Source organism: Curtobacterium guangdongense (assembly GCF_049341845.1).
Classification (GTDB): Bacteria; Actinomycetota; Actinomycetes; order Actinomycetales; family Microbacteriaceae; genus Curtobacterium; species Curtobacterium guangdongense.
Genome location: NZ_JBMPIT010000001.1, coordinates 269,041 through 293,425 on the forward strand (window position 1 = coordinate 269,041; position 24,385 = coordinate 293,425).

18 protein-coding genes are annotated in these 24,385 nt (G+C 71.5%); 15 read left to right on the plus strand and 3 right to left on the minus strand.

Annotated elements, in window-relative coordinates; genetic code table 11:
• The first annotated feature begins 55 nt into the window (after nucleotides 1-55).
• The 3 genes from ACO0E1_RS01290 to ACO0E1_RS01300 all read left to right on the plus strand — a co-directional run bounded on the left by ACO0E1_RS01290 (nucleotide 56) and on the right by ACO0E1_RS01300 (nucleotide 3,139).
• On the plus strand, nucleotides 56-631 hold the full coding sequence (locus ACO0E1_RS01290) for a TetR/AcrR family transcriptional regulator (RefSeq protein ID WP_422872510.1): 576 nt from the start codon (nucleotides 56-58) through the stop codon (nucleotides 629-631).
• A 67-nt stretch (nucleotides 632-698) separates the two neighbouring features.
• The gene (locus tag ACO0E1_RS01295; protein ID WP_422872511.1) at nucleotides 699-1,898 is read left to right on the plus strand and encodes an acyltransferase family protein; all 1,200 of its coding nucleotides are present in this window, start codon (nucleotides 699-701) and stop codon (nucleotides 1,896-1,898) included.
• A 35-nt stretch (nucleotides 1,899-1,933) separates the two neighbouring features.
• Nucleotides 1,934-3,139 carry an FAD-dependent oxidoreductase gene (locus ACO0E1_RS01300; protein WP_422872512.1) on the plus strand — a complete coding sequence of 402 codons (1,206 nt, stop codon included), beginning with the start codon at nucleotides 1,934-1,936 and terminating at the stop codon, nucleotides 3,137-3,139.
• Between the two features lie 5 nt (nucleotides 3,140-3,144).
• Here the strand turns inward: ACO0E1_RS01300 and ACO0E1_RS01305 are convergent, their stop codons facing one another.
• From ACO0E1_RS01305 to ACO0E1_RS01315, 3 genes are read right to left on the minus strand one after another with little or no spacing between them, the layout of a single operon-like run.
• Nucleotides 3,145-3,999 carry a UbiA family prenyltransferase gene (locus ACO0E1_RS01305; protein ID WP_422872513.1) on the minus strand — a complete coding sequence of 285 codons (855 nt, stop codon included), beginning with the start codon at nucleotides 3,997-3,999 and terminating at the stop codon, nucleotides 3,145-3,147.
• A 9-nt stretch (nucleotides 4,000-4,008) separates the two neighbouring features.
• Nucleotides 4,009-4,680 (minus strand): NUDIX hydrolase, encoded by a 672-nt coding sequence (locus ACO0E1_RS01310; RefSeq protein ID WP_422872514.1) that lies wholly within the window; start codon nucleotides 4,678-4,680, stop codon nucleotides 4,009-4,011.
• A 9-nt stretch (nucleotides 4,681-4,689) separates the two neighbouring features.
• A complete protein-coding gene (locus tag ACO0E1_RS01315; protein ID WP_422872515.1) occupies nucleotides 4,690-5,598 on the minus strand; it encodes a DMT family transporter in 909 nt (302 codons plus the stop codon).
• A 70-nt stretch (nucleotides 5,599-5,668) separates the two neighbouring features.
• On the opposite strand from ACO0E1_RS01315, the gene ACO0E1_RS01320 reads away from it, so the two are divergent.
• The 12 genes from ACO0E1_RS01320 (at nucleotide 5,669) to ACO0E1_RS01375 (ending at nucleotide 24,264) form a co-directional block, all read left to right on the plus strand.
• Nucleotides 5,669-6,517: a LysR family transcriptional regulator gene (locus ACO0E1_RS01320; protein WP_422872516.1), complete on the plus strand. Its 849-nt coding sequence runs from the start codon at nucleotides 5,669-5,671 to the stop codon at nucleotides 6,515-6,517.
• 48 nt (nucleotides 6,518-6,565) lie between these two features.
• On the plus strand, nucleotides 6,566-7,378 hold the full coding sequence (locus tag ACO0E1_RS01325) for a fructosamine kinase family protein (protein WP_422872517.1): 813 nt from the start codon (nucleotides 6,566-6,568) through the stop codon (nucleotides 7,376-7,378).
• Between the two features lie 84 nt (nucleotides 7,379-7,462).
• On the plus strand, nucleotides 7,463-9,622 hold the full coding sequence (locus ACO0E1_RS01330) for an ArnT family glycosyltransferase (RefSeq protein WP_422872518.1): 2,160 nt from the start codon (nucleotides 7,463-7,465) through the stop codon (nucleotides 9,620-9,622).
• Nucleotides 9,623-9,633: 11 nt separating this feature from the next.
• Nucleotides 9,634-10,344, plus strand: a complete 711-nt coding sequence (locus ACO0E1_RS01335; RefSeq protein ID WP_422872519.1) for a response regulator transcription factor — start codon at nucleotides 9,634-9,636, stop codon at nucleotides 10,342-10,344.
• Nucleotides 10,345-10,460: 116 nt separating this feature from the next.
• Nucleotides 10,461-11,903 carry a sensor histidine kinase gene (locus ACO0E1_RS01340; RefSeq protein ID WP_422872520.1) on the plus strand — a complete coding sequence of 481 codons (1,443 nt, stop codon included), beginning with the start codon at nucleotides 10,461-10,463 and terminating at the stop codon, nucleotides 11,901-11,903.
• Nucleotides 11,904-11,964: 61 nt separating this feature from the next.
• Nucleotides 11,965-12,348 (plus strand): lactococcin 972 family bacteriocin, encoded by a 384-nt coding sequence (locus ACO0E1_RS01345; protein WP_422872521.1) that lies wholly within the window; start codon nucleotides 11,965-11,967, stop codon nucleotides 12,346-12,348.
• Between the two features lie 57 nt (nucleotides 12,349-12,405).
• A complete protein-coding gene (locus ACO0E1_RS01350; protein ID WP_422872522.1) occupies nucleotides 12,406-14,433 on the plus strand; it encodes a hypothetical protein in 2,028 nt (675 codons plus the stop codon).
• The gene (locus tag ACO0E1_RS01355; protein WP_422872724.1) at nucleotides 14,433-15,071 is read left to right on the plus strand and encodes an ABC transporter ATP-binding protein; all 639 of its coding nucleotides are present in this window, start codon (nucleotides 14,433-14,435) and stop codon (nucleotides 15,069-15,071) included. The genes ACO0E1_RS01350 and ACO0E1_RS01355 overlap by 1 nt, the downstream gene beginning before the upstream one ends.
• Nucleotides 15,072-15,140: 69 nt before the next feature.
• Nucleotides 15,141-16,424 carry a bifunctional glycosyltransferase family 2/GtrA family protein gene (locus ACO0E1_RS01360; protein WP_422872523.1) on the plus strand — a complete coding sequence of 428 codons (1,284 nt, stop codon included), beginning with the start codon at nucleotides 15,141-15,143 and terminating at the stop codon, nucleotides 16,422-16,424.
• Nucleotides 16,425-16,470: 46 nt separating this feature from the next.
• Nucleotides 16,471-16,626, plus strand: coding sequence for a hypothetical protein (locus ACO0E1_RS01365; protein ID WP_422872524.1), 156 nt, complete (start codon nucleotides 16,471-16,473; stop codon nucleotides 16,624-16,626).
• Between the two features lie 292 nt (nucleotides 16,627-16,918).
• Entirely contained in the window at nucleotides 16,919-22,486 is a 5,568-nt protein-coding gene (locus tag ACO0E1_RS01370) for a glutamate synthase-related protein (RefSeq protein ID WP_422872525.1), read from the plus strand.
• A complete protein-coding gene (locus ACO0E1_RS01375; protein ID WP_422872526.1) occupies nucleotides 22,483-24,264 on the plus strand; it encodes a sulfite reductase subunit alpha in 1,782 nt (593 codons plus the stop codon). The genes ACO0E1_RS01370 and ACO0E1_RS01375 overlap by 4 nt, the downstream gene beginning before the upstream one ends.
• Nucleotides 24,265-24,385 lie beyond the last annotated feature (121 nt).

The following is a 24,385-nucleotide window of genomic DNA, read 5'->3' on the forward strand; positions in this document are numbered from 1 at the left end:
ACATCAGAAACCGTACACCTCGATGTCATGCGCTGTCATCAGTAGACTCGCAACCATGGCTCGATGGCAACCCGGAACGCGTGAACGGCTGCAGGCGACCGCACTCCGTCTGTTCCAGGAGCAGGGGTACGACCGGACCACGGTCGCGGAGATCGCCGCGGCCGCCGACGTCACCGAGCGCACGTTCTTCCGGCACTTCGCGGACAAGCGCGAGGTGATCTTCGCCGGGCAGGACGACTTCCTCGCGATGTTCATCGACCCGATCGCCGACGCCCCTGCCGATGCGCCGCCGTTCGCCCTGATCGCCCGGTCGCTCGACTCGGCCGGCCAGTTCTTCCCCGAAGAGCGCCGTCCGTTCTCGCGGATCCGGCAGACGATCATCGACTCCGAACCGTCGCTGGGCGAACGCGAGCTCGCCAAGCTGGCGACGCTCAAGGTCCGGCTGAGCGAGGTCCTGCGCGACCGCGGGATCGGCGAGCCTGCCGCGACGCTCGCCGCGGAGACCGGTGTGACGGTGTTCCACCTGTCGTTCCAGCAGTGGATCGCCGGCGACGAGGTCCGTCCGTTCGCCGACATCGCCCGGGAGCGACTCGACGCCCTGACGAGCATGGTGACCGCTACCGCACTCTGAGGTCGTTCTTGGCCGAGCGGGGCATCCTGACACGGGTCAGCGAACCCGATCCTGTCGAGGAGGCGATGTGTCGACGACCACGCTCGAGCGGAGCACCACCACCGCAGCCGCGCGTCCCGACGGCCGCCGGACACCGGACACCCACGGCCCACTCACCCACCGCGCCACCGCACTCGACGGCCTCCGCACGGTCGCGATCCTGGCCGTGATGCTCTACCACCTGCACGTCCCCGGCTTCGAGGGCGGCTTCATCGGCGTCACCGTCTTCTTCGTGCTCTCCGGCTTCCTCATCACGACGCTGCTCCTCGGCGAGCACCGCCGCACCGGGCGCGTCCGGCTCGGCACGTTCTGGCTGAAGCGGATGCTGCGGCTCTACCCGGCGCTCCTGGTACTCGTCGCCGCGGGCCTCGCACTCTGGTCGTGGGTCGGCGACTACAAGGGCGCGTCGTTCTCCGCCGGTGAGGCCGCCGTGATCGCCCTGTCGTACACGGGCAACCTCTTCCGGGCGTTCTGGAACACGACGCAGGGCGTGTTCGCGCACACCTGGAGCCTGTCGATGGAGGAGCAGTTCTACCTGGTGTGGCCGGTGGTGCTGGTCGCGCTCTTCGCCCTCCGTGCACGCCGTCGTCTCCTGATGGTCGGGCTCGGTGGCGTGATCGCGGGCGGAGCGACGGCATCGTGGCTGAGCTACCGGACCCCGAGCGGCGGCTCGACGCCGGACGTCTACTTCTCCCCCGTGCTCGGGCTCGTCCCGCTGGCGACCGGGTGCCTGCTGGCGCTCCTGCTCGACGACGAGCGGGTCCGTGCACGGGTTCGAGGGCCCGCCGGGCACCTCGGAACCTGGGTCGGGATCGCGCTGCTCGTCGGCGTGCAGGACTGGATCGACGACGACTGGACGCAGCACGCGTGGACGTTCGGCCTGCTCCTGCCGGCGACCGGCGTCGTGTCCGCCGTCCTGATCGGCGGCCTCGTGTCGGTCAAGAGCCCCCTGTCGGTCGCGCTGTCGTGGACCCCGGTGGCCTGGTTCGGTCGGCGCGTCTCGTACTCCGCGTACCTCTGGCACCCGCTCGTGATCGCCCTGCTCGGGACCGTCGCGGCGAGCGCCTTCGGGGCCTTCGACTGGATCTGGCTGATGGCCGGCGCGATCCTGGTCGCCGTCGGTGCGGCCTACGCCGTCGAGGTGCCGGTCGAGCGGCTCCGCCGCCGCTTCCGGGAGGCTCGGCGCCTGTTGGCAGCGGAGCGTTCCGCTGCACAGACGGGCGGCTGAGCCCCCGGACACGCGCCGCTCCGTAGGCTCGGCCCGTGACCGCCCCGCGAACCGGAGTCCTGGTGGCCGGCGGCGGGCCGGTCGGACTCTTCCTCGGCGCACTCCTGGCGCACGCGGGTGTCGACGTGCAGGTGTGGGAGGCACGGTCCTCGGCGCCGTCGGGCTCACGGGCGATCGGCATCCACCCGCCGTCGCTCGACGCACTCGACAGGATCGGCGCCGCGCGGCCGGTGCTCGACGAGGCCTGCCTGGTCCGGACCGGTGTCGCCCGGAGTCGCGGGCGGACCCTCGGCACCCTGTCGTTCGCACACGCCTCGGCCACGCACCCGTACGTCGCCACCCTCGACCAGCACCGCACCGAGGCGATCCTCCGAGCGAGACTCGCCGCCGCGGCTCCGGACGCGCTCCGCACCGGCACGCGGCTGACCGAACTGACGCGGCACGCCGACCACGTCGACGTGATCGGCACCGGGGAGGACGGCCCGATCGGGCTCCGAGCCGCGTTCGTCGTCGGGGCGGACGGCGCCAGGAGCACGATCCGCGGTCTCTTGGGGATCGGGACGACCGGTCGTGAGTACCCCGAGCAGTACGTGATGGGCGACTTCGCCGATCCGGAGCCGGCCTCGGCGAGGAGCTCCGCGCTCGTCGACGTCGGCCCCGACGGCGTCGTCGAGTCGTTCCCGCTGCCGGGGGCGCGTCGCCGGTACGTCGTGCTCGCCGGGCGTGGTGCGACCACCACCGACGAGGCCAGCACCGACGAGGCCAGCACCGTCGAAGCCAGCACCATCGAAGCCCGTGCCGCGACGCTCGTCCGTGCGGTCCGGGAGCGGACGGGCGCCGACGTGGCCGCCGACACCTGCTCGATGCTCGGCGCGTTCCGGGTGCGCCGCACCGAGGCGGCGCGGATCGGCGTGGGACGGGCGCTCCTGATCGGGGACGCCGCGCACGAGATCAGCCCCATCGGCGGCCAGGGCATGAACCTCGGGTGGCTCGACGCCGCCGCACTCGCTCCCCTGCTGACGGAGGCGGTCCGGACCGGCACAGCCGGACCCTGGCCGGAGTACGCCGCCCGCCGCCAGGCGGTCGCACGGCGTGCCGCGCGCCAGGCGGAGGCGAACATGGCCCTCGGACGGCCGGCGACGGGGCCGACGGCGCTGGCACGCGAAGTCCTGCTGCGGACGGCCCTCGGCCTCCCGTCATCGCACCTGCTCGCCCGCGTCTACGCGATGCGGTGGTCCTGACCGCGTCAGGCGACGAGTCGCGCGCCCGCGAACCCGAGCTCCACGACGAGCACCAGTGACGAGACGATCACCAGTCGGAAGAGCGTCCTGGTGGGTGGGCCGGTGAGGACGAGCCGGATCCCGAGCACGGCGAGGACGACCACGACGAGCGTGCCGACGAGCGCGAGCACGACCCCGACACCGCGCACGGGATCGTCGCCGCCGAGCTGCCCGACGAGCACCAGCCCCGCGGCCACGACCAGCGACGCGAAGGCGAGCACCCCGGCGGCGTGCAGCCCGAGGCGGTGCGGGAATCCTCTGACCCCCGTCGCCGCGTCGTCGACCAGGTCGGGCAACACGTTCGTGCAGTGGATCGCGATGCCGAACACCGCCCCCGTGGCGATCGCCCACGGTGCCGGGAGCTGTGCAGCGGGACCTGCCGCGACCGCCACGACGGGGAGCAGCCCGAACGCGACGACGAAGGGCGCGACCGACCAGACCGACCGCTTCAGACCGGCGTCGTAGGCCCATCCGGCACCGACGAGCACGAGGTGCGCGACCGCCGCGACCGGGCCGAGGAACAGCGAGAGCAGCACGGCGATCCCGGCGGTGACGAACGCCGCGGTCCGGACGGTCGACACGGCGATCAACCCCTGCGCGACGGGCTTGTCCGACCGCCCGACGCTGCGGTCCCGGTCGGCGTCGATCCAGTCGTTGGCCAGGCCGATCGACAGCTGCCCGGCGACGACGGCCGCGGCGACGAGGACGACGAGCCGCGCCGGGTGGCCGACGGCGCTCGCGATGACCGCCGCGAGCACCGTGACGGTGAGCGTCGGGCCGGGGTGCGACGAGGCCAGGAGCAACCGCGCCGTGGAGGTCATGCCGTCAGCCTAGGTGGGCGGGAGCGCGACGACCCGTTCCCCGTCCCACGGCTCCGTCCAGCCGAGCCGGTCGAACAGCCCGTCGAGCAGCATCGCGGTGAACCCCCACACCACGTGCGTTCCCGAGGCGGTGTCGACGCTGAAGGCCGGCCCACGCCACTCGCGTCCGTCCCGGCGGATCACCGTGACGCCGCGGTGTGCCGGGTCGAGCAGGTCCGCGACCGGGACCCGGAACACCGCGGCCGACTCCCGGGCGTCGACGACCCGGACCGGAGTCGGGTCACGCCACCATCCGAGGACCGGGGTGACGAGGTGCCGTGAGAAGTCGAGCGGCTGCGCGGGCAGGGTGCCGAGGACCTCGACGCCGGACGGGTCGAGCCCGGTTTCCTCTCGCGCTTCCCTGAGGGCAGCGGCCACGGCGTCACGGTCACCGGGGTCGACGCGTCCACCGGGGAACGCCACCTGCCCCGGATGCGCGCGGAGCGTCGTGGCCCTGGCGAGCAGCAGCACGTCGAGGTCGCGCGAGACGGCGGCGTCCCGCGCTGTGCTGTCGCTCGGCACCCGGTCGAGGACCCCGAACAGGATGAGGACCGCTGCACGTCGGAACGAGGAGCTGCCGTCCGCGGGCGCCGCGGCGACCTCCTGCCGGGCGACCCCCGCGAGTTCGGTCCGCGCGCTCACCCCTGCAGCCTATGCGTGCTGCGGTGTCCGGACCGGCCGCCGCCACCGCACGACCCCGGACGCCAGCGCGATGCCGAGCAGGATGACGACGCCACCGACGGGCTCGTTCCACCGGACCCGCTCCCCCAGCACGAGGACGCCGAGCACCACCCCGACCACGGGCGTCAGGTAGGTGACCGTGGAGGCCCTGGCGGCGCCCCATGCCTGCACGAGCCCGGTGTTCCACATGTAGGCCAGCCCCGTGCCGACGCAGCCCAGCGCGACCATCGCGGCCACGATCCTCCAGTCCAGCTGCACCGGCGAGAGCGCCGTGAACGGCGCGACCAGCAGCATCAGCCCCGCACCCAACGTGAGCTGCACGGTCGTGAGGGTGATCGCGTCGTGGCCGCTCCCCGCGACGAACCGGCGCATGTAGGACAGTCCGAACCCGTAGCAGGCGGTCATCCCGAGCAGGGCGATCTGTGCAGGCACCGTCGCGAGGACCGCCGGGTCGCCGATGAGGTCCCACGGCCCGACCAGGACGAGCACGCCGACGATCCCGAGCAGCACGCCGACGAGCTGCTTGCCGCGCAGACGCTCCGCCGGCAGCAGCAGCGGCATCGCGAGCAACACCATGATCGGCGTCGTCGCGTTGTAGATGCTCGCGAGGCCGCTCGGCACCGTCTGCTCCGCCCACGCCACCAGCGACGACGGGATCGCGTTGAGGAACACCGCGACGACGAGCAGGTGGCCCCAGAGCCGCGGCGAGCGCGGCCAGCGACGACGGGTGGCGAGCAGGATCACGACGAGGGTCACGGCACCGAGGAGCACTCGTCCGAGCGCGACCTGCTGCGGGGAGAGCCCTTCGAGCCCGATCTTCATGAAGAGGAAGCTCGATCCCCAGGTGAGTGCGACGAGCACGAACAGGATGCCGTTCATGCCGCTAGTGTCGAGCCAGCCGCCGACATGAAGCAAACGCATCCGATTCATGGCGGCATGAAGGAAGCACATGAACATCACGCTCGCCCAGCTCCGCGCACTCGTCGCCACGGTCGACCGCGGATCGTTCACCCTCGCCGCTGCGACCCTCGGGATCGGCCAGTCCGCCGTCTCGCACGCCGTCGCCGGGCTGGAGCGCGAGGTCGGCGGGCCCGTCCTCCGCCGCGGCGGTGCGGCCGCCCCGACGCCACTCGGGGAACGGCTGATCGGTCACGCCCGCAGCGTGCTCGCCTCCGTCGACGCCCTGGAGGCAGTGGTCCGGCCCGGTACGGCGCGCGGCACCGTGCGACTCGCCGCCGTCCCCACCGTGTGCCAGGGCCTGCTGCCGCGGCTCCGAGAGCTGTGGGCGGTGACCCTGCCGGACGTCGACGTCCAGGTCTACGAGGGTGATGATGACGAGATGCCGGAGTGGCTCGAGGCGGGCACGGTCGACGCCGCCGTGCTCGTCGACCCGATGTCCGTGCCCGACGGCGCGGTCGTCGTCGCGCGCGACGAGATGGCCGCGGTGATCCGACGCGACCACCCCCTCGCCGACGTGGCGGCCCTGACGCTCGATGACCTGCACGAGGACGGTCTGGTCGCCGGCGGCGGCGGGTGCGAGCACCAGATCCAGCGCATGCACGAGATCGCCGGGCAGCCGTTCCGCTACGCCCACCGGGTGCGGGAGATGAGCACGATGTTCGGGATGATCCAGCGCGGCGAGGGGGTGTCCGTCGTCCCGACGCTCGGGAGGGTGATGCTGCCGGACGACCTCGTGATGGTGCCGACGACGCCGAGGCTCGAGCGGACGCTGGTGTTGAGCGGTCCGTCGTCGCGGCCGTGGCACCCGCTGGCGAAGGCGCTCGTCGACGCGGTCTGAGCGACGTGGTCTGAGTCGTCCTCCGGTCGGCGCTGGAAGGATGGATCGATGGCCGAGACGCACGTGAAGACCTTCACCGATCCGAACGAGGCAGCCGCAGAGGCCGCGGGGCTCGAGTGGCTCGCCGCCGCAGAGGACTCCGGCGGTACCCGCATTGCCCGGGTCCTCGACCGACCGAGCCCGACTGTGCTCGACCTGGAGCTGATCTCCGACGGCTCACCTTCCCGAGCGCAGGCCGAACGATTCGGGCGATCACTCGCGCACACGCACGCGTCCGGCGCACCGCACTGGGGAGCGCCGGCGCCGGGGTTCCCGTCCGGCGTACCGCTGCGGATGGGTCGGTCCGGCACCCCGTTCGTCGCCGCCGCCGATGCCCCGGCCACGTGGGGCGAGTTCTTCGCGGAGTACCGCATCCGCGACTTCGTCCGGCGGATCGTCGACCGGGGCGGGTTCGACCCGGGCGAAGCGGCACTGCTCGAACGGGTCGCGCAACGCGTCCAGGACGGGGACTTCTCGTCGACCCAGCCAGCGCTCGTCGGTGACCGGCCCGCGCGACTGCACGGGGACCTCTGGGCGGGGAACGTGCTCTGGCCGACGGACGACTCCGAGCCGACGGGAGCCGTGCTCATCGACGCGAACCCGCACGGCGGGCACGCGGAGACGGACCTGGCGCTCCTCGGGCTGTTCGGGCTGCCCCGGCTCGAGACGGTGCTGGCGGGCTACGACGCCGAGTCGCGTCTGGCATCGGGGTGGCAGGAGCGCGTCGAGCTCCACCAGCTCGCCCCGCTGCTCCTGCACGTGTTCTTGTTCGGCGGGTCGTACAAGTCCGCCACGCTCCGGGCCGCTTCGCGTTACGCCTGACGGGCGAGACCAGCCCCAGCACACTTACCCGGCGCACAGGTCACGCATGGGGCTGTTCGGGGAACGCCCCGGATGCTCATGGACATGACCACGTACCCGATCCCCGTGACCGATCGACGCGACCGTGCGCACTCGGGTGCGCAGACACGTCGGAGAGCCGCTGCCCGCCTCTTCCTCGGCGAGCGCGAGGACGCCCGCTGGCTCCGGCCGGCCTTCTGGGCGCTCCTCGTCGTGACCGCCGTCGTGTACCTCTGGAACCTCAGCGAATCCGGGTACGCGAACTCGTTCTACGCCGCAGCCGTGCAGGCCGGCACGAAGTCGTGGGAGGCCTTCTTCTTCGGCTCGCTCGACTCGTCGAACTTCATCACCGTGGACAAGCCACCCGCGTCGCTGTGGGTGATGGTCCTCTCCGCGAGGCTCTTCGGCTTCTCGTCCTTCAGCCTGCTGCTCCCCCAGGCCCTGATGGCCGTCGGGTCCGTCGCGCTGGTGTGGGGCACGGTCCGACGGACCCTGACGCGACTGGGATCGACGACCGCGAACGTCGGCGCGCTGCTCGCCGGGTTCGCCGTCGCGGCGACCCCGGCCGCGGCACTGATGTTCCGGTTCGACAACCCGGACGCGCTCCTCGTGCTGCTCATGACCGCCGGGGCGTACTGCACGGTGCGGGCACTCCCGACGGGCAGCTGGAGGTGGATCGCGCTCGCCGGTGTCGCCCTCGGGTTCGCCTTCCTGACGAAGATGCTGCAGGGTCTCCTCGTCCTGCCGGCGTTCGGGCTCGTGTACCTGATCGCGGCACGCACCACGTGGCCGAAGCGCATCGTGGGCCTGCTCATCGCGGCCGGGTCCTTGGTCGTCGCCGCCGGCTGGTGGGTCGTCGCGGTGTGGCTGTGGCCCGCCGACTCCCGCCCCTACATCGGTGGCTCCACGAACAACACCGTGCTCGACCTGGTGTTCGGGTACAACGGGCTCGGCCGCATCTTCGGCGGCTCGGGCAACGGCGGTGGTGGCGGCGGGATGACCGGCGGGACCGCTGGCTCGTCGTTCGGCGGGTCGACCGGCCTCGACCGGCTGTTCTCCTCGGAGATGGGCCTCGAGATCTCCTGGCTGCTCCCCGCGGCGCTCATCGCCCTCGTGCTCGGCCTGGTCGTCGTCGGACGCCGGACGATCGGCGATCCCGTCCGTGCCGGACTCGTCCTCTGGGGCGGATGGCTCATCGTCACCGGGCTCGTGTTCTCGTTCATGTCCGGCACGATCCACCCGTACTACACGGTCGCGCTCACCCCGGCGATCGCGGGCCTCGTCGGTACCGGCGGCGCGCTGCTCTGGAACGCCAGGAACCGGATGACCGGACGCCTGGGCCTCGCGGGCATGATCGGCATCACGGCGTTCTGGGGCTGGTGCCTGCTGAACGAGAACCCCACCTGGTTGCCGTGGCTCCGCTGGGTGATGCTCGCCGGCGGGCTGCTGTCCGCCGTCGCGATCGTCATCGGCAGCGTCCCCTCGCTCCGCAAGCTGGTGGCCGTCGGCGTCCTCGCCGGGACGCTCTTCGGGCTCACCGGTACCACCGCCTACGCGCTGGCCACCACCACGGTGGCGCACTCCGGCTCGATCCCGAGCGTCGGTCCGTCGGGATCGTCCAGTGGCGGGATGGGCGGCGGGGGCATGCCGGGAGGCACGGGTGGACCAGGCGGGACCACCTCCGGTTCCGAGACGGACGGTTCCGACAGCGCGGACTCCGGAACGCAGGCGGGTCCCGGCGGTACGCCGCCGGAGATGCCGGACGGGACCTCCGGCGAGATGCCGGGCGGGGCAACGGGCGAGGCACCCGGCGACGGGACCAGCGGATCGGAGTCGGGGACGAGCCTCCCGTCCGGTGGCGGCGCGACCGGTGGCGGAGGCGAGGGCGCATCGACGTCGTCGGCGCTGCAGAAGCTGCTCGAGGCGACGGACACGAAGTGGGCCGCCGCGGTGAACGGATCACAGTCCGCCGCGCAGCTGGAGCTCGACACCGACACCGCGGTGATGGCGATCGGCGGCTGGTCCAGCGACCCGACACCGACGCTCGCCGAGTTCAAGGCGGACGTCGCCGACGGGAAGATCGCGTACTACATCTCCTCGGGCAACGGCGGCGGCATGGGCGGCGGATCGTCCACCGCCAGCGCCATCCAGGAGTGGGTCGCAGCGAACTACGAATCCACCACCGTCGGCGGGCAGACCGTCTACGACCTGACGAGCGGGAAGTAGGCTCGGCCTCGATGGCCGACCGACCGCTGCAGCGTACCGACGGGAGCCCCGTCCGGGCCCTCGTCGTGGACGACGAGCACGCGCTCGCCGATGCCGTCCGCCTCGCGTTCGAGGCGGACGGCTGGTCCGTGCGCACGGTGCACCGCGGACGCGACGTGCTCTTCGCCGCGCGGGACTTCCAACCGGACGTGATCGTGCTCGACGTGATGCTGCCGGACATCGACGGGTTCCAGGTCCTCGACCGGCTCCGGGACGCGCGGGACGACGTCCGGGTGCTGTTCCTCACCGCCAGGGACTCGTCCGAGGACCGGCTCGCCGGGCTCACCCGGGGCGGTGACGACTACCTCACCAAGCCGTTCGGGGTGGCGGAGCTGCTGGTGCGGGCACGGATCCTGGCGCGGACGTCGGCGCGGGTCGCCGCTGCGCCGGTCGGGATCACCGTCGGGGACATGGTGCTCGACGAGGACGCGCGCACCGTCTCGCGCGGCGGGGACGCGATCGAGCTCACCCCGACCGAGTTCGAGCTGCTGCGGTACCTGGCGCGGAACGCGAACCGGGTGCTGTCACGGGAGAACATCCTGACGAACGTGTGGGGCATGGACTTCGGGTCGTCGTCCAACCTGGTGGACATGTACGTGTCGTACCTGCGGAAGAAGCTCGACGTCGGGCGCCCGCCGCTCGTGCAGACCGTGCGCGGCGCCGGGTACGTGTTGCGGCCGTGAGCGCTCGTCGTCGTGCGGGTGGGGTCCCGGTTGCTCGTGCTCGTGCGGGTGCTCGTGCTCGTGCGGGTGCTCGTGCTCGGCGGGTGCCGTCGCTGCGGTGGCGGATCGTGGGTGCCGTGGCGTTGCTGCTCGTGGCGACGAACCTCGTCGTCGGGGTCGTGACCGTGGTCGCCTACCGGGGGTACCTCGTGGGGCGGCTCGACGCGGAGCTCTCCACGGCGGCGAACCGGACGCTCGGGCCCGGTGGGTCCCCGTCGCCGCCGCCGGGTGCGGGCTCCGGTGACCGGCCGGACCCGGGGAACGCGTTCATCGGCGCTCCGGGACAGGCCGCAGGGACGGTCGTGGCGATCTACCGCGACGGCTCCTCCGTGCTCGCCGGCTACACCGACAGCAGCGGCCAGCAGCACGGACTGACGTCGGCGCAGGAGTCCACGCTGTCGTCCGTCGACGCCGACGGCGCCCAGGTGACCGTGTCGCTCGGGTCACTCGGCACCTACCGCGCACAGGCGATCGGGTCGTCCGGAGACGTCTACGTCACCGCGCTGCCCCTCGACGACCTGCGTGCGTCCGTGGTCCGGCTCGTCATCGTGATCGGCAGCGTCACACTCGTCGGGCTCCTCGTCGCCGTGTGGGCCGGCGCGATGCTCGTCCGCCGCTCCCTGCGTCCGCTCGAACGCGTGGCCGAGGTCGCATCGAGCGTCACCGGGCTCGACCTGGAGCGGGGCGACACCGACATCCCCGTGCGGGTCGCCGACGTGGACCTCGCGCAGAACCGTGAGGTCGGCGCCGTCGGGTCGGCGCTCAACCGTCTCCTCGGGCACGTGGCCCGCGCGCTCACGGTCCGACGCGATGCCGAGGCCGGCATGCGCACCTTCATCGCCGACGCGTCGCACGAGCTCCGCACGCCGATCGCGACCGTGCGGGCGTACGCCGAGCTGTCCTCGTCGTCGTCGGACGTGGACGCACTCCACGAGAACGTCGACCGGATCGGACGCGAAGCCGTCCGCATGGGGTCGCTGGTCGACGAACTGCTGCTGCTCGCCCGGCTCGACGCGGCGTCGTCCGGCACGGTCGTCCGTGCCGCCGAGCCCGTGGACCTCACGTCCGTGGTCGTCGAGGCGACGATGGACGCTCGAGCAACCGCGCCGTCGCACCGCTGGACGCTGCAGGTCGACGACGAGCCGATCGTCGTGTCCGGGGACGAGGTCCAGCTGCGCCGCGTGGTGACGAACCTGCTGGCGAACGCGCGGACGCACACACCCGCGGGGACCGCCGTGGTGGTGTCGTTGCAGCGGGTGGCCGGGACGGAGCCCGGCTCCGGCGCCGGAGTGCGCTTCGTCGTCGCGAACGACGGGCCGCCGATCCCGGCCGACGTGCTGCCGACGCTGTTCGACCGGTTCACCCGTGGTGAGGCGTCTCGCTCGCGGGAGCACGGGACGAGCGGACTCGGGTTGGCGATCGTGCGCGGGGTCGTGGACGCGCACGGTGGCACGGTGCGGGTGGTGTCGGAGCCGGGTCGGACGGCGTTCACCGTGCTACTGCAATTGCAGCATATTTGACTTAACGCTGATACTTCACCAGGCTTGCTCTGCCCAATCCACTATGGGGCAGAGGAGAAGCATGAACACCAAGAAGAAGCTGGTCATCGGGATCAGCCTGGCCGCAGGACTCGTCATCGCTCCGGCTGCGATCGCGTCTGCCGCGCCGACCGAAGTACTCGGTACGGGAAGTCAAGCGGGCGGGGTCGAGATCACCGGCACCCAGCACGGGTCCTCGAGCACCGTCGGCGGCATCCAGACGCGGGTCGCCGACGGGAGCTACTGGGAGTGGGGAGTCGGTCGGGACGACACGTACTCGAACTACTTCCGGGAGTCCAGCTGTCACGGTTCGACCGCGGTCGGGAAGAAGACGAAGCGCGTCACCGGGGTGCGGGGCGGGGTGTACTCGAAGGCTCTCACACCGAAGGCGAGCAGCGGCAACAAGGCGTACTACCACAACTGCTGATCGTCAGTCGCGAGGGTGCACCGGGTGCACCCTCGCGACGTCATCGGGAAGGTACACGTGTCGTTTCGATCCACTCGAGTCGCGTACGCGGTTCCGCCACTGCTCGCGTTCCTGCTCGGCTTCCTCGGACTCGTCCAGGCGAGCGAGAGCGGTCTTCTCGGCGTCTCGTCCGTGGTCACCGCGGTCGCCCAGTCCGGCGCCGCGTCGAACGTGCGAGTTGCCGAGTCGCTGGAGGCCGTGGCGAGCGACCAGGGCGCAACGATCGCTCGCGTCGTCGCGGACCCTCGCGAGCCGAACACCAGACGTGTCGCGCTCGTCACCGGCGCGCCATCGACTTCGGGAGCGGCGTGGCTCGATCGTGGGTATCGCGACTTCGCTCGCACGATGACGACTCGTGTCGAGCCGATGGCCGATCTGGTCCACTACGACACCGCCGGCTCGTACCAGGTGTTGGGCGCCGATGCGTCCCGCCGAGCGCTCGTGCACGCGCTCGAGAAAGCCGGGTTCGTCGTGACTGCCGAGTCGATCCCGATCGCCGCGCGATTCGGCATCTCGAGCGGCCTCGACGGCAGCTGGGGACTCATCGCCGCGCTGATGATGGGATGTGGCGCACTCTGCATGCTCGGTACGGTCGGGAGCCCGCGACGCTCCGCCGTCCATCGGTTGACCGGCCGGAGCACCGCCTCCGTGGTCCTGACAGAGCTCAAGGAGCTCCGGGTCGCGATGGCCGTGCTCGCAGCGGTCACGCCGTTCGTGGCGCTCGCCCTCTGGTTGTACAACGGCTTCGCATCGATCGTCGTGTTCGCCGTGGCGGTCGCGGCGTTCTGCACCGCCCTCACGATCCCCGTGATCGTCCTGCACGCTCTCGGAACGGTCCTGTCGTGCCGCACACCCATCCCCGCCGCGATGCGTGGGACACGGCCTTCGGGCGCACTCGTCATCGCCGTACAACTCGCGCGCGCACCCGCGATCGCGCTCCTGATCGCTGCGACGTTCACGATGGTCGGGAGCATCGCGGTCGCGAACAGCGGCGCCGCAGCGCGTGACCTCCGCGCAGCCGGGCGCACCGTGCAGCTCTGGGTGACACCGGATCCGAGACCGGACAGCCAGTCGCAGGAGTACTGGGACCGGATCGGTGCGTTCACGGGTCGGTCGCTCGACGACGGCGATGCGTTGCTCACCGCCGCCACGGAGATCGGCACCGGACGCGGTCGCGGCACATCCCCGGCGCTGATCGTCGACGGCACCTACCTGCAGCTCCACCGGCTCCACGCAGCCGACGGCTCGCTCATCACCGCTGACCCGGGCCGGATCAGCGTGTGGCTCCCGCACGGATCAGCCATCGAGCGCGCACCCCTCGTCCGCAGCCTCGGCAAGTGGGAGCTCAGGAACGCTCCTCCCAGCGAGCGGTCGGCGATCGGCGGAGGCACGCTTGCGGAGTCCGAGGTCTACACACATCCCGGTGATGCTTCGACCGCGACGTGGCTGCGTGACGCCGTCGTCATCGTCGTCCCGGACCCCGCGACGGTGTTCTCGGACGACCAGCTGGGTTCATGGCTGTCGACCGGAGACGTCGTCTTCACATCGAACGCCGTCGCCGAGCGTGCAATCCGATCGTCCGACGTCGGTCACGAGTTCAGCGCTGTCGTGGCGGTTGGTCAGGACGCAGCGGAACGTGCACAGCATGCGGCGACCGCGGTCAGGATCGACACAGCGGCACTGATCGGAGCGGGGGCAGTGACCGTGATGCTGAGCGCGTTCGGGATGATCGCGCATCGCAGACGGCACGGGCGCGCGCTGTTCGCCCGCTTCACAGCAGGGAGCTCCTTCGTCCGGACGAACGCATCGCTCGTGCTCGTCGAGACGATCCTGCTCACCGCGGCGGCAGCCGTCGTCGTCGACGGCTGGTGGGACCGACGTCCGGACGGCAGCGGTCAGGTCTCCGCGCTCGACCCGGTCGCGAGGAGCGCTGGAGCCGCGGGCCTGCTGGCGGGTGGCATCGTCATCGCGATCGCCGCGATCGACGTCGCATTCCTCTCATGGACGGGCCGCCGCGCTGTGAAGACCCGAGGAAGGGAAACGTGATGCTCCGACTCCGGGGAGCCAGCAAACGACACGGACGCAAGCAGCTCTGGGACGGGTTGTCGGTCGACGTCTCCGACGGGGAAATCCTCGCCGTGACCGGTCCGAGCGGCTCCGGGAAGTCGACCCTGCTGGACTGCATGGGGTTGATCGACCACCTCGACGCCGGGACCATCCACATCGACGGTGTCGAGGCGGGACGATCACCGCGACATGCTCGGCTCGTGCGGCGCGACGTGTTGGGTTTCCTGTTCCAGGACTTCGGACTCGTGCCGGACATGACCGTCGCGGAGAACGTCCTGATCGCTCGGTCCGGTCGGAAGCGACGCGAGCGCCAGACATCCACCGAGGCCGCGCTGGCGCGGGTCGGTCTCGAGGGTCGGGCGGGCCATCGAGCGTTCGAGCTGAGCGGTGGCGAACAGCAGCGAGTCGCGCTGGCACGTCTCATCGTGAAACGACCGCGACTGATCTTGGCGGACGAGCCGACGAGCGCACTGGACGCCACCAATGCGCGCGTCGTCCTCGACGTCCTCGGAGCGTTCGCCGAGGACGGAGCTGCTGTCGTCATCGCCACGCACTCCGCTGAGGTCTGGGCAATTGCAGACAGCCGACTCGAGCTGGGTGCGGCCCCCTCGGACTGACACGGGTTCTTACCGTCGGCACAGGAGCGTGCTCCGCTTCCCGTAGGGCCGCTGCCGAGCATCAGCGGTATGACGGAGACGAACCCCACCCTCGACATCGACATCGTCGTCCCCTGCTACAACGAGCAGGACACGCTCGCCGCCCACGTCCGGCGCCTGCACACGTTCTGCCGGACGTCGCTGGCCTCCACGTGGCGGATCACGATCGCGGACAACGCCTCGACCGACGACACCGCCCGCATCGCCGACGACCTCGCCGCGATGCTCGACGGGGTCCACGCCGTGCACCTGCCCGAGAAGGGCCGCGGTCGGGCGCTCAAGGCGGTGTGGGGCGCGTCCGACGCCCGGGTGCTCGTCTACCTCGACGAAGACCTCTCCACCGACCTGGCCGCGCTGGAGCCGCTCGTCGCACCGCTCCTGTCCGGGCACTCGGACCTGGCGATCGGCACCCGGCTGGCCGGTTCGTCGCGGGTGGTGCGGGGCGGCAAACGCGAGTTCATCTCGCGCTCGTACAACCTGCTGCTCCGGACCACGATGGGCGTCTCGTTCTCCGACGCCCAGTGCGGCTTCAAGGCGATCACCCGGCAGGCGGCGGAGCACGTCCTGCCCCTGTGCGAGGACGACGCGTGGTTCTTCGACACGGAGATGCTCGTGATCGCCGAACACGCAGGGCTGCGCGTCCACGAGGTCCCGGTCGACTGGGTGGACGACGTGAACTCGTCCGTGGACATCGCGTCGACCGCGACCGAGGACCTCAGGGGCATGTGGCGGGTGTCACGCGGGCTGGCGACCGGGCGGATCCCCGTCGCACCCGTGTACGAGGCGATCGGCCGCCAGCCGTTCACGACGCCGCACGTGGGCATCGTGGGCCAGGTGCTCCGATTCGGTGCGATCGGCGTCGCGTCGACGATCGCGTTCGCGGTGCTCTACGCGCTGTTCCGCCCGGCGATCGGTGCGCAGACCGCCGACTTCCTCGCGCTCCTCGTCACCGCGATCGGGAACACCGCCCTGAACCGCCGGTTCACGTTCGGCGTGCGCGGTCGGTCCGGCGCCGGACGCCACCACGTGCAGGGGCTCGTCGTGTTCGGCATCGCATGGGCGATCACGTCGGGGTCCCTCGTCGTGCTGCACGCCGCGGCGCCCGGGTCGTCGCACGGCGCGGAGATCGCGGTGCTGACGGGGGCGAACCTGCTCGCGACCCTGGTCCGCTTCGTGCTGTTCAAGGCGTGGGTGTTCCGCACGCGTCGTCGTCCGGAGATCATCCGCCCGGGGACGACACCGGCCGCCGAGGCCACGACCGAGGCACTGCCCGTGACGGACGCCACGACGCGCACCGCTCCGACGACGCGCTGAGGCAGCGCGGGTACCGTGAGCGTCCCGTGACGCGAAGGAGCACCTCATGACGGACACCAGCACCCCGGACCCGGACGGCACCGAGAAGACGGACGGCCTCGGCAAGGACAGCACGATCCCGAACCACCCCGAGGGTGTCGCCGCCGGCATCACCGACGAGGAGTCGCACTTCAACCCCGAAGAGGACGAAGACGCCGAGTAGCACGGCACAGCCGAGGAACGCAGCACAACCGAAACCGATCCGAACCGCGGAAGTCCGTGGTGCGGATCGGTTTCCGTTGTTCGGCGCCGCAGCGCACCACGGGTGCCGTCCGCATCGCCACGCGAGCAGGACGCAGCGGTGTTGCGCTGTCGGTATACCAACGCTTAGCATCGCCTCACCGCACCACGACCCCACAGGGCCCGACCGACACCACCGGTCCGCCCGCGGCGAGCGCTCCACCGTTGCAGCCTCCGTCCGTCCGCTGCCGGCACTCGCTCCTCAGGACCCGCACGTGAACCCCTCCCCATTCGGTCTGTACGACCCTGCCCGCGAGAACTCCGATTGCGGCGTCGGCTTCATCACCCGCCTCGACGGGACGCCGAGCCACGACGTCATCGTGAAGGGCGACGAAGCGCTCTGTGCGATCCCGCACCGCGGCGGCAAGTCCTCCGAGGGGGTCGGCGACGGCGCCGGCGTCAGCATCGACCTGTCGGTGGAGTTCTTCAGCGCGCTCACCGGCGAGGAACTCCGCACGGGCCACTTCGGCGTCGCGAACTGCTTTGTCCCGAGCCGGTCCGACGAGCGCGACCGCGCGGTCCGCACCGTCACCGAGCAGATCGAGCAGCAGGGCTTCGAGCTCCTCCTCGTCCGCGACGTCCCGGTGGACCACACCGTCGCCCGCCCCGAGGCCGAGCAGTACCAGCTGCCCATCGTGCAGTGGGTGTTCCGCGCCCCGTCCGGATGGGAACGGGCCGACGTCGACGCCGCCGCCAACCGTGCCCTGCTCGCGATCGAGGCGATCTCCTACGGCGAGGCGGCCGAGCAGCACCTCGAGCACGCCGCCCTGTCGCCGCTGTCCCTGAGCGCCCGCACGCAGGTCCTCAAGGGCCGCCTGAACTCCGGCGAGGTCATCGGGTACTTCACGGACCTCCGCGACCCCCGGCACTCCGTCCGGACGCTGTACTTCCACACCCGCTTCTCGACGAACACCGAGCCGCACCCGACGATGGCGCAGCCGTTCCGCCTGATGGCGCACAACGGCGAGCTCAACACCGACCGGAAGAACCGCCTCTCCGACGAGGCGCTCGCCCGAGCACGCACGCGCAGCATCGTCCGTCCACCGGGACAGTCCGACTCGAGCCGCCTCGACCAGACCCTGCAGAGTCGGGTGTTCGACGACGGCCTGGAGATCGTCGAGGCCGTCGTGTCGCTCATGCCGCCGGCGTGGGAGAACGACCGCACGCTGACGGACGACGTCCGCGCGATGCTCGAGTACTTCTCGCTGTACGAGGAAAAGAACGACGGTCCCGCCGCCGTGATCTTCAGCGACGGCGACGTCGTCGGTGCCCGACTCGACCGCCTGGGGCTCCGCCCGCTCCGCACGGTCGAGACGGCCGAGTACCTGATGGTGTCGTCCGAGGCCGGTCAGGTCACGTTCCCCGACGACGAGGTCGTGCACCGCGGCCGCATCGAGGCCGGCGGCATGCTCGTCGTCGACCACCGCACCGGCACGCAGATGCGCACCGGCGAGGTCCTCGAGATGCTCGCCGCCCGCCGGGACTACGGCACGCTGCTCGACGACGCCCGGGTCAACCTGGACGACCTGCCCGCGCCAGACTACGACCGCACCACGAACACCCTCGGCTACGACGGCGACCTGTCGCTGCAGGGCCGCTACGTGGCGTACTCGCTGAACCAGGAGAGCTTCCGGTTCATGCTCGACCCGATGCTGCAGAACGGCTCGGAGCGGATCTCGGCGATGGGCTACGGCAACGCCATCAACGCGCTCAGCGACACCGAGGGCGGCATGGCGAAGTACTTCTCGCAGCGCTTCGCCCAGGTGACGAACCCGCCGCTGGACTCCATCCGCGAGGCAGACGGCATGAGCATGCGCGTCGCCCTCGGAGCCAAGCTCGACGGGCACAGCCCCGACGGCACCGGCGCGCAGACCCGGCAGCTCGTCGTGCAGTCCCCGATCCTCGGGCACCTCGACATGGTGCGGCTCCGCGACCAGGACATCGTGCCGCTCGAGCGCTTCGCCATGCTCTACGTCCCCGTCCTCGGGGACGAGCAGGCCAACGCCGACGCGGTGCGCACCGCGACCGAGCGGCTCGCCGACGCGGTCGTGGCGTTCGCCGAGCAGCGCGGCGGGATCGCGGTGCTGACCGACCGCGGTGTCTCGAGCACCCACGCCGCCCTCCCCGTGATCCTCGCCGTCGCGGCGGTGAACCAGCGCCTCATCGAGACGGGTCTGCGGCTGCGCGTCTCGATCGTCGCGGAGAGCGGTCAGCTCCCATCGTCGCACCACGTGGCGACGGCGCTCGGCTTCGGTGCCGCAGCGGTCTACAGCCTGTCCGCGCGCCTCCGTGCCGAGGAGAAGTACCCGGCAGCCCCGGCACCGGCCGGCGAGCTCACCGCCACCGACCAGGCGCTGAAGCAGTTCAGGAAGGCAGCCGAGAAGGCCCTCGCGAAGACGATGGGCCGTGTCGGGCTCTGCACCGCGGAGAGCTACATCGGCGGCGAGTTCTTCGAGCCGAACTACCTCGACACCCGCGACGACCTGTTCGCCCGGGTCTTCCCGCACATGGACGCCCCGGTCGGTGGTGTCGGCTTCGCCCGCATCGCCCAGGCGGCGACGGACTGGCACGAGCGCGCGCGGAGTGTGCAGGGCGACGCCCAGGTCCCGCTCCTCGGGCTCTTCAAGGAGCGCTCGGACGGTGCCGGGCACTCGTTCGGCGTCGCGAGCGTGCGCGGCTTCGGCGGCATGACCGAGGAGCGTCCGTCCTTCGAGCGCTCCGGCGACTCGGAAGCGCTCCAGCTCCTGACGCTCGGGCAGCTCGACGACGCGTTCGGCATCTCCGACGCCGCGTACCGGAACACCGGCTACGACCGGCTGAGCGACGCCGAGATCGACGCCTTCCGCACGACACCGGGCTACCGGACCTTCCTGCAGACCACGCACGAGGAGCGTTCCCGCCGCCCGAGCGCGCTCCGCGACGTGCTGGCCCTGCCCGCGGACGTCACCGGGCTCGACACCGCGGAGGACTTCGCACGCGAACTCGGCCGGTTCTCGCTCACCGGCAACAGCAGCGTCACGGTGCGCGGTCTGCTCGGCTCACGGGTCGGGGACGGCGGTCCGACGGGAGGCCCGGTGCGGTTCCGTCTGCGGCTCACGTCCGCAGGATCGCTGGGCACCGAGCGCCACACGGCCCTCGCGAGCGGGCTGGCGCTGGTCTTCCCCGGCCAGGTCGACGTCGACGACGTCGACGACACCCAGGTGACGCTCCGCACCACCGGGTTCGCCGTCGACCTCCTGGCGCTCCTGGAGAGCGCACCGGAGAGCGTCGAACTCGACGACGTCCAGCCGGCGCACGAGATCACCAGGACGCTGGCGTCGGGTGCGATGAGCCACGGGGCGCTCGTCGCCACCGCGCACGAGGCGGTCGCGCACGGCACGAACATGGTCGGCGGCATGTCGAACAGCGGCGAGGGCGGCGAGCACCACTCCCGCTACGGCACCATCCGCGGCTCGCGCATCAAGCAGTTCGCCTCCGGCCGCTTCGGTATCTGGGCCGGCTACCTCGCCGACCCCATGCTCGAGGAGCTCGAGATCAAGATCGGCCAGGGTGCGAAGCCCGGCGAGGGCGGCCAGCTCCCGGCGCCGAAGGTCACGGTCGACATCGCCGCTGCCCGCGGTGGCACCCCCGGCGTCGAGCTCATCTCCCCGCCCCCGCACCACGACACGTACTCGATCGAGGACCTCGCGCAGCTCATCCACGACTGCAAGGCCGCCCGCGTCCGGGTGATCGTCAAGCTGGTGTCCTCCGAGGGCATCGGCACCATCGCCGTGGGCGTCGCGAAGGCCGGCGCGGACGTCATCAACGTCGCCGGGAACACCGGCGGCACGGGCGCTGCGGCCGTCACGAGCCTGAAGTACGCGGGCCGCTCCGCGGAGATCGGCGTGGCGGAGGTCCACCAGGCCCTCGTCGCGAACGGCCTCCGGCAGAAGGTCACGCTCCGCTGCTCCGGCGCGCACCAGACCGGCAGCGACGTCGTCACGAGCGCGCTCCTCGGCGGTGACAGCTTCGAGTTCGGCACCACCGCGCTGATGATGCTCGGCTGCGTGATGGCGAAGAACTGCAACGTGAAGTGCCCTGCCGGCCTCACCACGAACGCCGAGGCGTTCGAGGGCGACCCCCGCGCGCTCGCGCAGTACCTGCTGAACATCGCGCACGACGTCCGGCAGATCCTCGCGCGCCTCGGTCTGCGATCCCTGCGCGAGGCCCGCGGTCGCACGGACCTGCTGCAGCTCCTCGACCACCCGGCGAGCGTCGGGCGGCTGGACGTGCGGAACCTGCTCGCGCAGGTGCCCGAGCAGGTCGTCACCGACCCGGAGTACCTGGAGAAGGACTTCCGCACCGACGACGCGCTCATCGAGCGGGTCCGCACGGCGCTCCTGACCCACCGAGAGCACTCCGTCACCATCGACGGCGTGGTCCTCGGCAACGCCGACAAGTCGGTCGGCGGCCAGTTCGGCATCGACGTCGAGCGGATCCTCAACCACGAGCTCCGCGACGCGTCGTTCGAGGACGTCCCCGCCGTCACCACGGACGACCGCGGTCGCCGGCGCCTGGTCGACGGTGCCGTGACGATCCGCACGAGCGGCTCGGCCGGGCAGTCCTACGGCGTCTTCAACAACGACGGCGTCCTGCTGGACCACACGGGCACCGCGAACGACGGCGTCGGCAAGAGCCAGAGCGGCGGCCGCATCGTCGTGCGTGCGCCGGGCGGCGGCAGCACGGTCCGTGGCGGGAACGTCCTCATCGGCAACTTCGCGCTGTTCGGCGCCACCGGCGGGCGGACGTTCGTCGAGGGCGAGGCCGGCGACCGGTTCGCCGTCCGGAACTCCGGCGCGACCGCGGTGGTCGAGGGGCTCGGCGACTTCGGCTGCGAGTACATGACGGGCGGCGCGGTGTTCAACCTCGGCGGCTTCGGCAAGGGACTCGGGAACGGGATGTCCGGCGGCTTCCTGTACCAGTACGACCCGTCAGGGCAGGTCACCGAGCGCGCCAGCACCGACTCGCTCCTGGTCTTCCCCGTCACCGACACCGACCGCGGCGCGTTCCACGAGGACGCGGCGCGGCTGCTCCTCGCCTGGCACCTCGAGGCGACCGGCTCCGAGCTCGCCGCCCGGCTGCTGGCCGACTGGGACACGGCCCGCACGCACGTGTTCGTCGGTATGCCCCGCGCGCTCCTGCTCACGCAGGACGCGGAGGCGATCCTGGCGGCCGCGACGAGGAACGAGCTGCTCGACGAGCTCGCGACGTCGACCGCGACGGACAAGCTCCGCGCGTTCAAGGTCGACTACCGCGACCGTCGCACCGTGCTCGACGGCCGTGCCCCCGCGCTCGGCGACCAGGGCGACGACATGTTCTCGCTGCTGTCGTCGTACACGGTGCTCGGCGCCGCGCAGGACATCGCGCTCGAGCGGGTCCCCGGCGCGACGGACCCGAACGACCCCCGCGTCGCCGAGGCCGTCAAGAACCTCGTCCTGACCGAGGACTTCTTCGTGAAGCAGCGCGTGGTGAAGTACCTGCGCGGCACGCTCGAGAAGTTCGCGGACGACGAGCTCGCCACCCTCATCGCGATCAAGCGACTCGACGACTACAAGCGTGCGCTCACGCAGCGGAACAACCGCAGCATGGACGCACCGGGAACGACCGGCTGGATCATGCACCAGAACGCCAAGAACGACGGACGCGTCCGTGCGGCACGCTTCGACGAGCTGCTCGCCACCGCGGCGCTCGAGGACATCGCCCGCCGCGCCCCAGAGGCCCCTGCCGAGGCGGTGACCGCGTGACCCTCCTGCCCCCGACCGGCTCGCTGATCCCGGTCGACGCCCCGTTCTCCGCTGCCCAGGAGTCCTGGCTCGCCGGGTTCATCGCGGGCATCGCCGCCGCCGGCAAGAAGTCCCAGGCACCGGCGCCGACCACCACGATCGACGTGCTGTTCGGCACCCAGACCGGCAACGCCGAGTTCCTGGCCGACCAGCTCGTCGCCGGTGCGCGGGCCCGTGGACTCGGTGGCCGGACCACGGCGCTCGACGACGTCTCCCCCGAGCAGCTCGCCGGGCTGTCGCACGTGCTCGTCGTCACCTCGACGTACGGCGAGGGCGAGATGCCGGACAACGCCGGCCTGTTCTGGGACGCGATCCAGTCCGACGCCACCCCGCGGCTGGAGGGACTGCAGTTCGCGGTCCTCGGGCTCGGCGACAGCGGCTACGACGAGTTCTGCCAGGCCGGCAAGCTCCTCGACACCCGGTTCGAGCAGCTCGGCGCCACCAGGATCCACGACCGCGTCGACTGCGACGTGGACTTCGAGGACCCGGCAGCCCTCTGGACCGCCGGCGTCCTCGACCTGATCCAGACGCAGGCCGGCGCGACCGGCGCGACCGCGGCCATCGGCGCGACCAGCGACGGGACCCCAGCCGGCGGGGCGGGCGCGAGCCGAGCCTCCAGGCCGGGTTCCCAGTGGAACAAGCGCAACCCGTACCGTGCCCGTCTGGTGGCGAACCGGCTGCTCTCCGACCCGCGCAGCGCGAAGGAGATCCGGCACTACGAGTTCGACCTCGGCGACAGCGGCATCACGTACGCCGCCGGCGACGCCCTCGCCGTCGTGCCGCGCAACGACGACGCCCTGGTGTCGGAGCTGCTGGACCACCTCGGTGCCACCGGCGACGAGCGGTTCGACGGTCGGGCCGTCGTCGACGTGCTCCGCGGCGACCGGGAGATCCGGACGCCGTCGAAGGACCTCGTCGCGGACCTCGTGCAGCGTGCCCCGTCCAGCGAGCTCGCGGCAGTCGTCGCGCACGGCGACAAGCACGAGCTGGACCGCTGGCTCTGGGGCCGTGACGTGCTCGACCTGCTCCGTGACGCCGGCCCCGCGGCACCGGGGCTGGACGAGCTGCTGCCGTTCCTCCGGCCGCTCCAGGCACGCCAGTACTCGATCTCGTCGAGCCCGCTCGCGCACCCGGACCGGATCCACCTGACGATCGCCTCCGTCCGGTACGGCGACGTGAACCGTCGGCACTCCGGCGTCGCGTCCACGCACCTGGCCGACCGGGTGGCGATCGGCGACGAGGTCGGCGTGTACCTGCAGCCGAACGCCGCGTTCAGTGTCCCCGCCGACGACGACGCACCGCTCATCATGGTCGGCCCGGGGACCGGCATCGCGCCGTTCCGCGGGTTCCTGCACGAGCGGGCGGCGAGCGGCGCCACCGGGCGCAACTGGCTGTTCTTCGGCGACCAGCACCGCGACACCGACTTCGTGTACCGGGACGAGCTCACGGCGCTGCAGGAGCAGGGCGTCCTCACCCGCATGGACCTGGCGTTCTCGCGCGACCAGGCCGAGAAGGTCTACGTGCAGACCCGGATGCGCGAGCAGTCCAGGGAGCTCTACGCGTGGCTCGAGGACGGTGCGACCTTCACGGTGTGCGGCGACGCGTCACGGATGGCGAAGGACGTCGAGTCTGCGCTGCTGCAGGTCATCGCGACCGAACGCGGCAAGGGCGACGACGACGCCGCCGAGTACCTCGCCGACCTGCGTCGCGCGAAGCGGTACGTCCGCGACGTGTACTGAGAGGTGGCCGCCGTCCCGGCCTTCGGAACCCGAATCCTCGGGCGGGACGGCGACCCTGACCGCCCGGCGCCTGCGGGGAGCCCCCTGATCCGGGTCTCCCCCGCCGTCACGGCACCCTGAG

Coding starts and splice junctions, on each gene's coding strand:
- ACO0E1_RS01290 (WP_422872510.1), top strand. CDS start 56: ATGGCTCGATGGCAACCCGGAACGCGTGAACGGCTGCAGGCGACCGCA.
- ACO0E1_RS01305 (WP_422872513.1), bottom strand. CDS start 3,999: ATGACCTCCACGGCGCGGTTGCTCCTGGCCTCGTCGCACCCCGGCCCG.
- ACO0E1_RS01315 (WP_422872515.1), bottom strand. CDS start 5,598: ATGAACGGCATCCTGTTCGTGCTCGTCGCACTCACCTGGGGATCGAGC.
- ACO0E1_RS01320 (WP_422872516.1), top strand. CDS start 5,669: ATGAACATCACGCTCGCCCAGCTCCGCGCACTCGTCGCCACGGTCGAC.
- ACO0E1_RS01325 (WP_422872517.1), top strand. CDS start 6,566: ATGGCCGAGACGCACGTGAAGACCTTCACCGATCCGAACGAGGCAGCC.
- ACO0E1_RS01330 (WP_422872518.1), top strand. CDS start 7,463: ATGACCACGTACCCGATCCCCGTGACCGATCGACGCGACCGTGCGCAC.
- ACO0E1_RS01335 (WP_422872519.1), top strand. CDS start 9,634: ATGGCCGACCGACCGCTGCAGCGTACCGACGGGAGCCCCGTCCGGGCC.
- ACO0E1_RS01345 (WP_422872521.1), top strand. CDS start 11,965: ATGAACACCAAGAAGAAGCTGGTCATCGGGATCAGCCTGGCCGCAGGA.
- ACO0E1_RS01355 (WP_422872724.1), top strand. CDS start 14,433: ATGCTCCGACTCCGGGGAGCCAGCAAACGACACGGACGCAAGCAGCTC.
- ACO0E1_RS01360 (WP_422872523.1), top strand. CDS start 15,141: ATGACGGAGACGAACCCCACCCTCGACATCGACATCGTCGTCCCCTGC.
- ACO0E1_RS01365 (WP_422872524.1), top strand. CDS start 16,471: ATGACGGACACCAGCACCCCGGACCCGGACGGCACCGAGAAGACGGAC.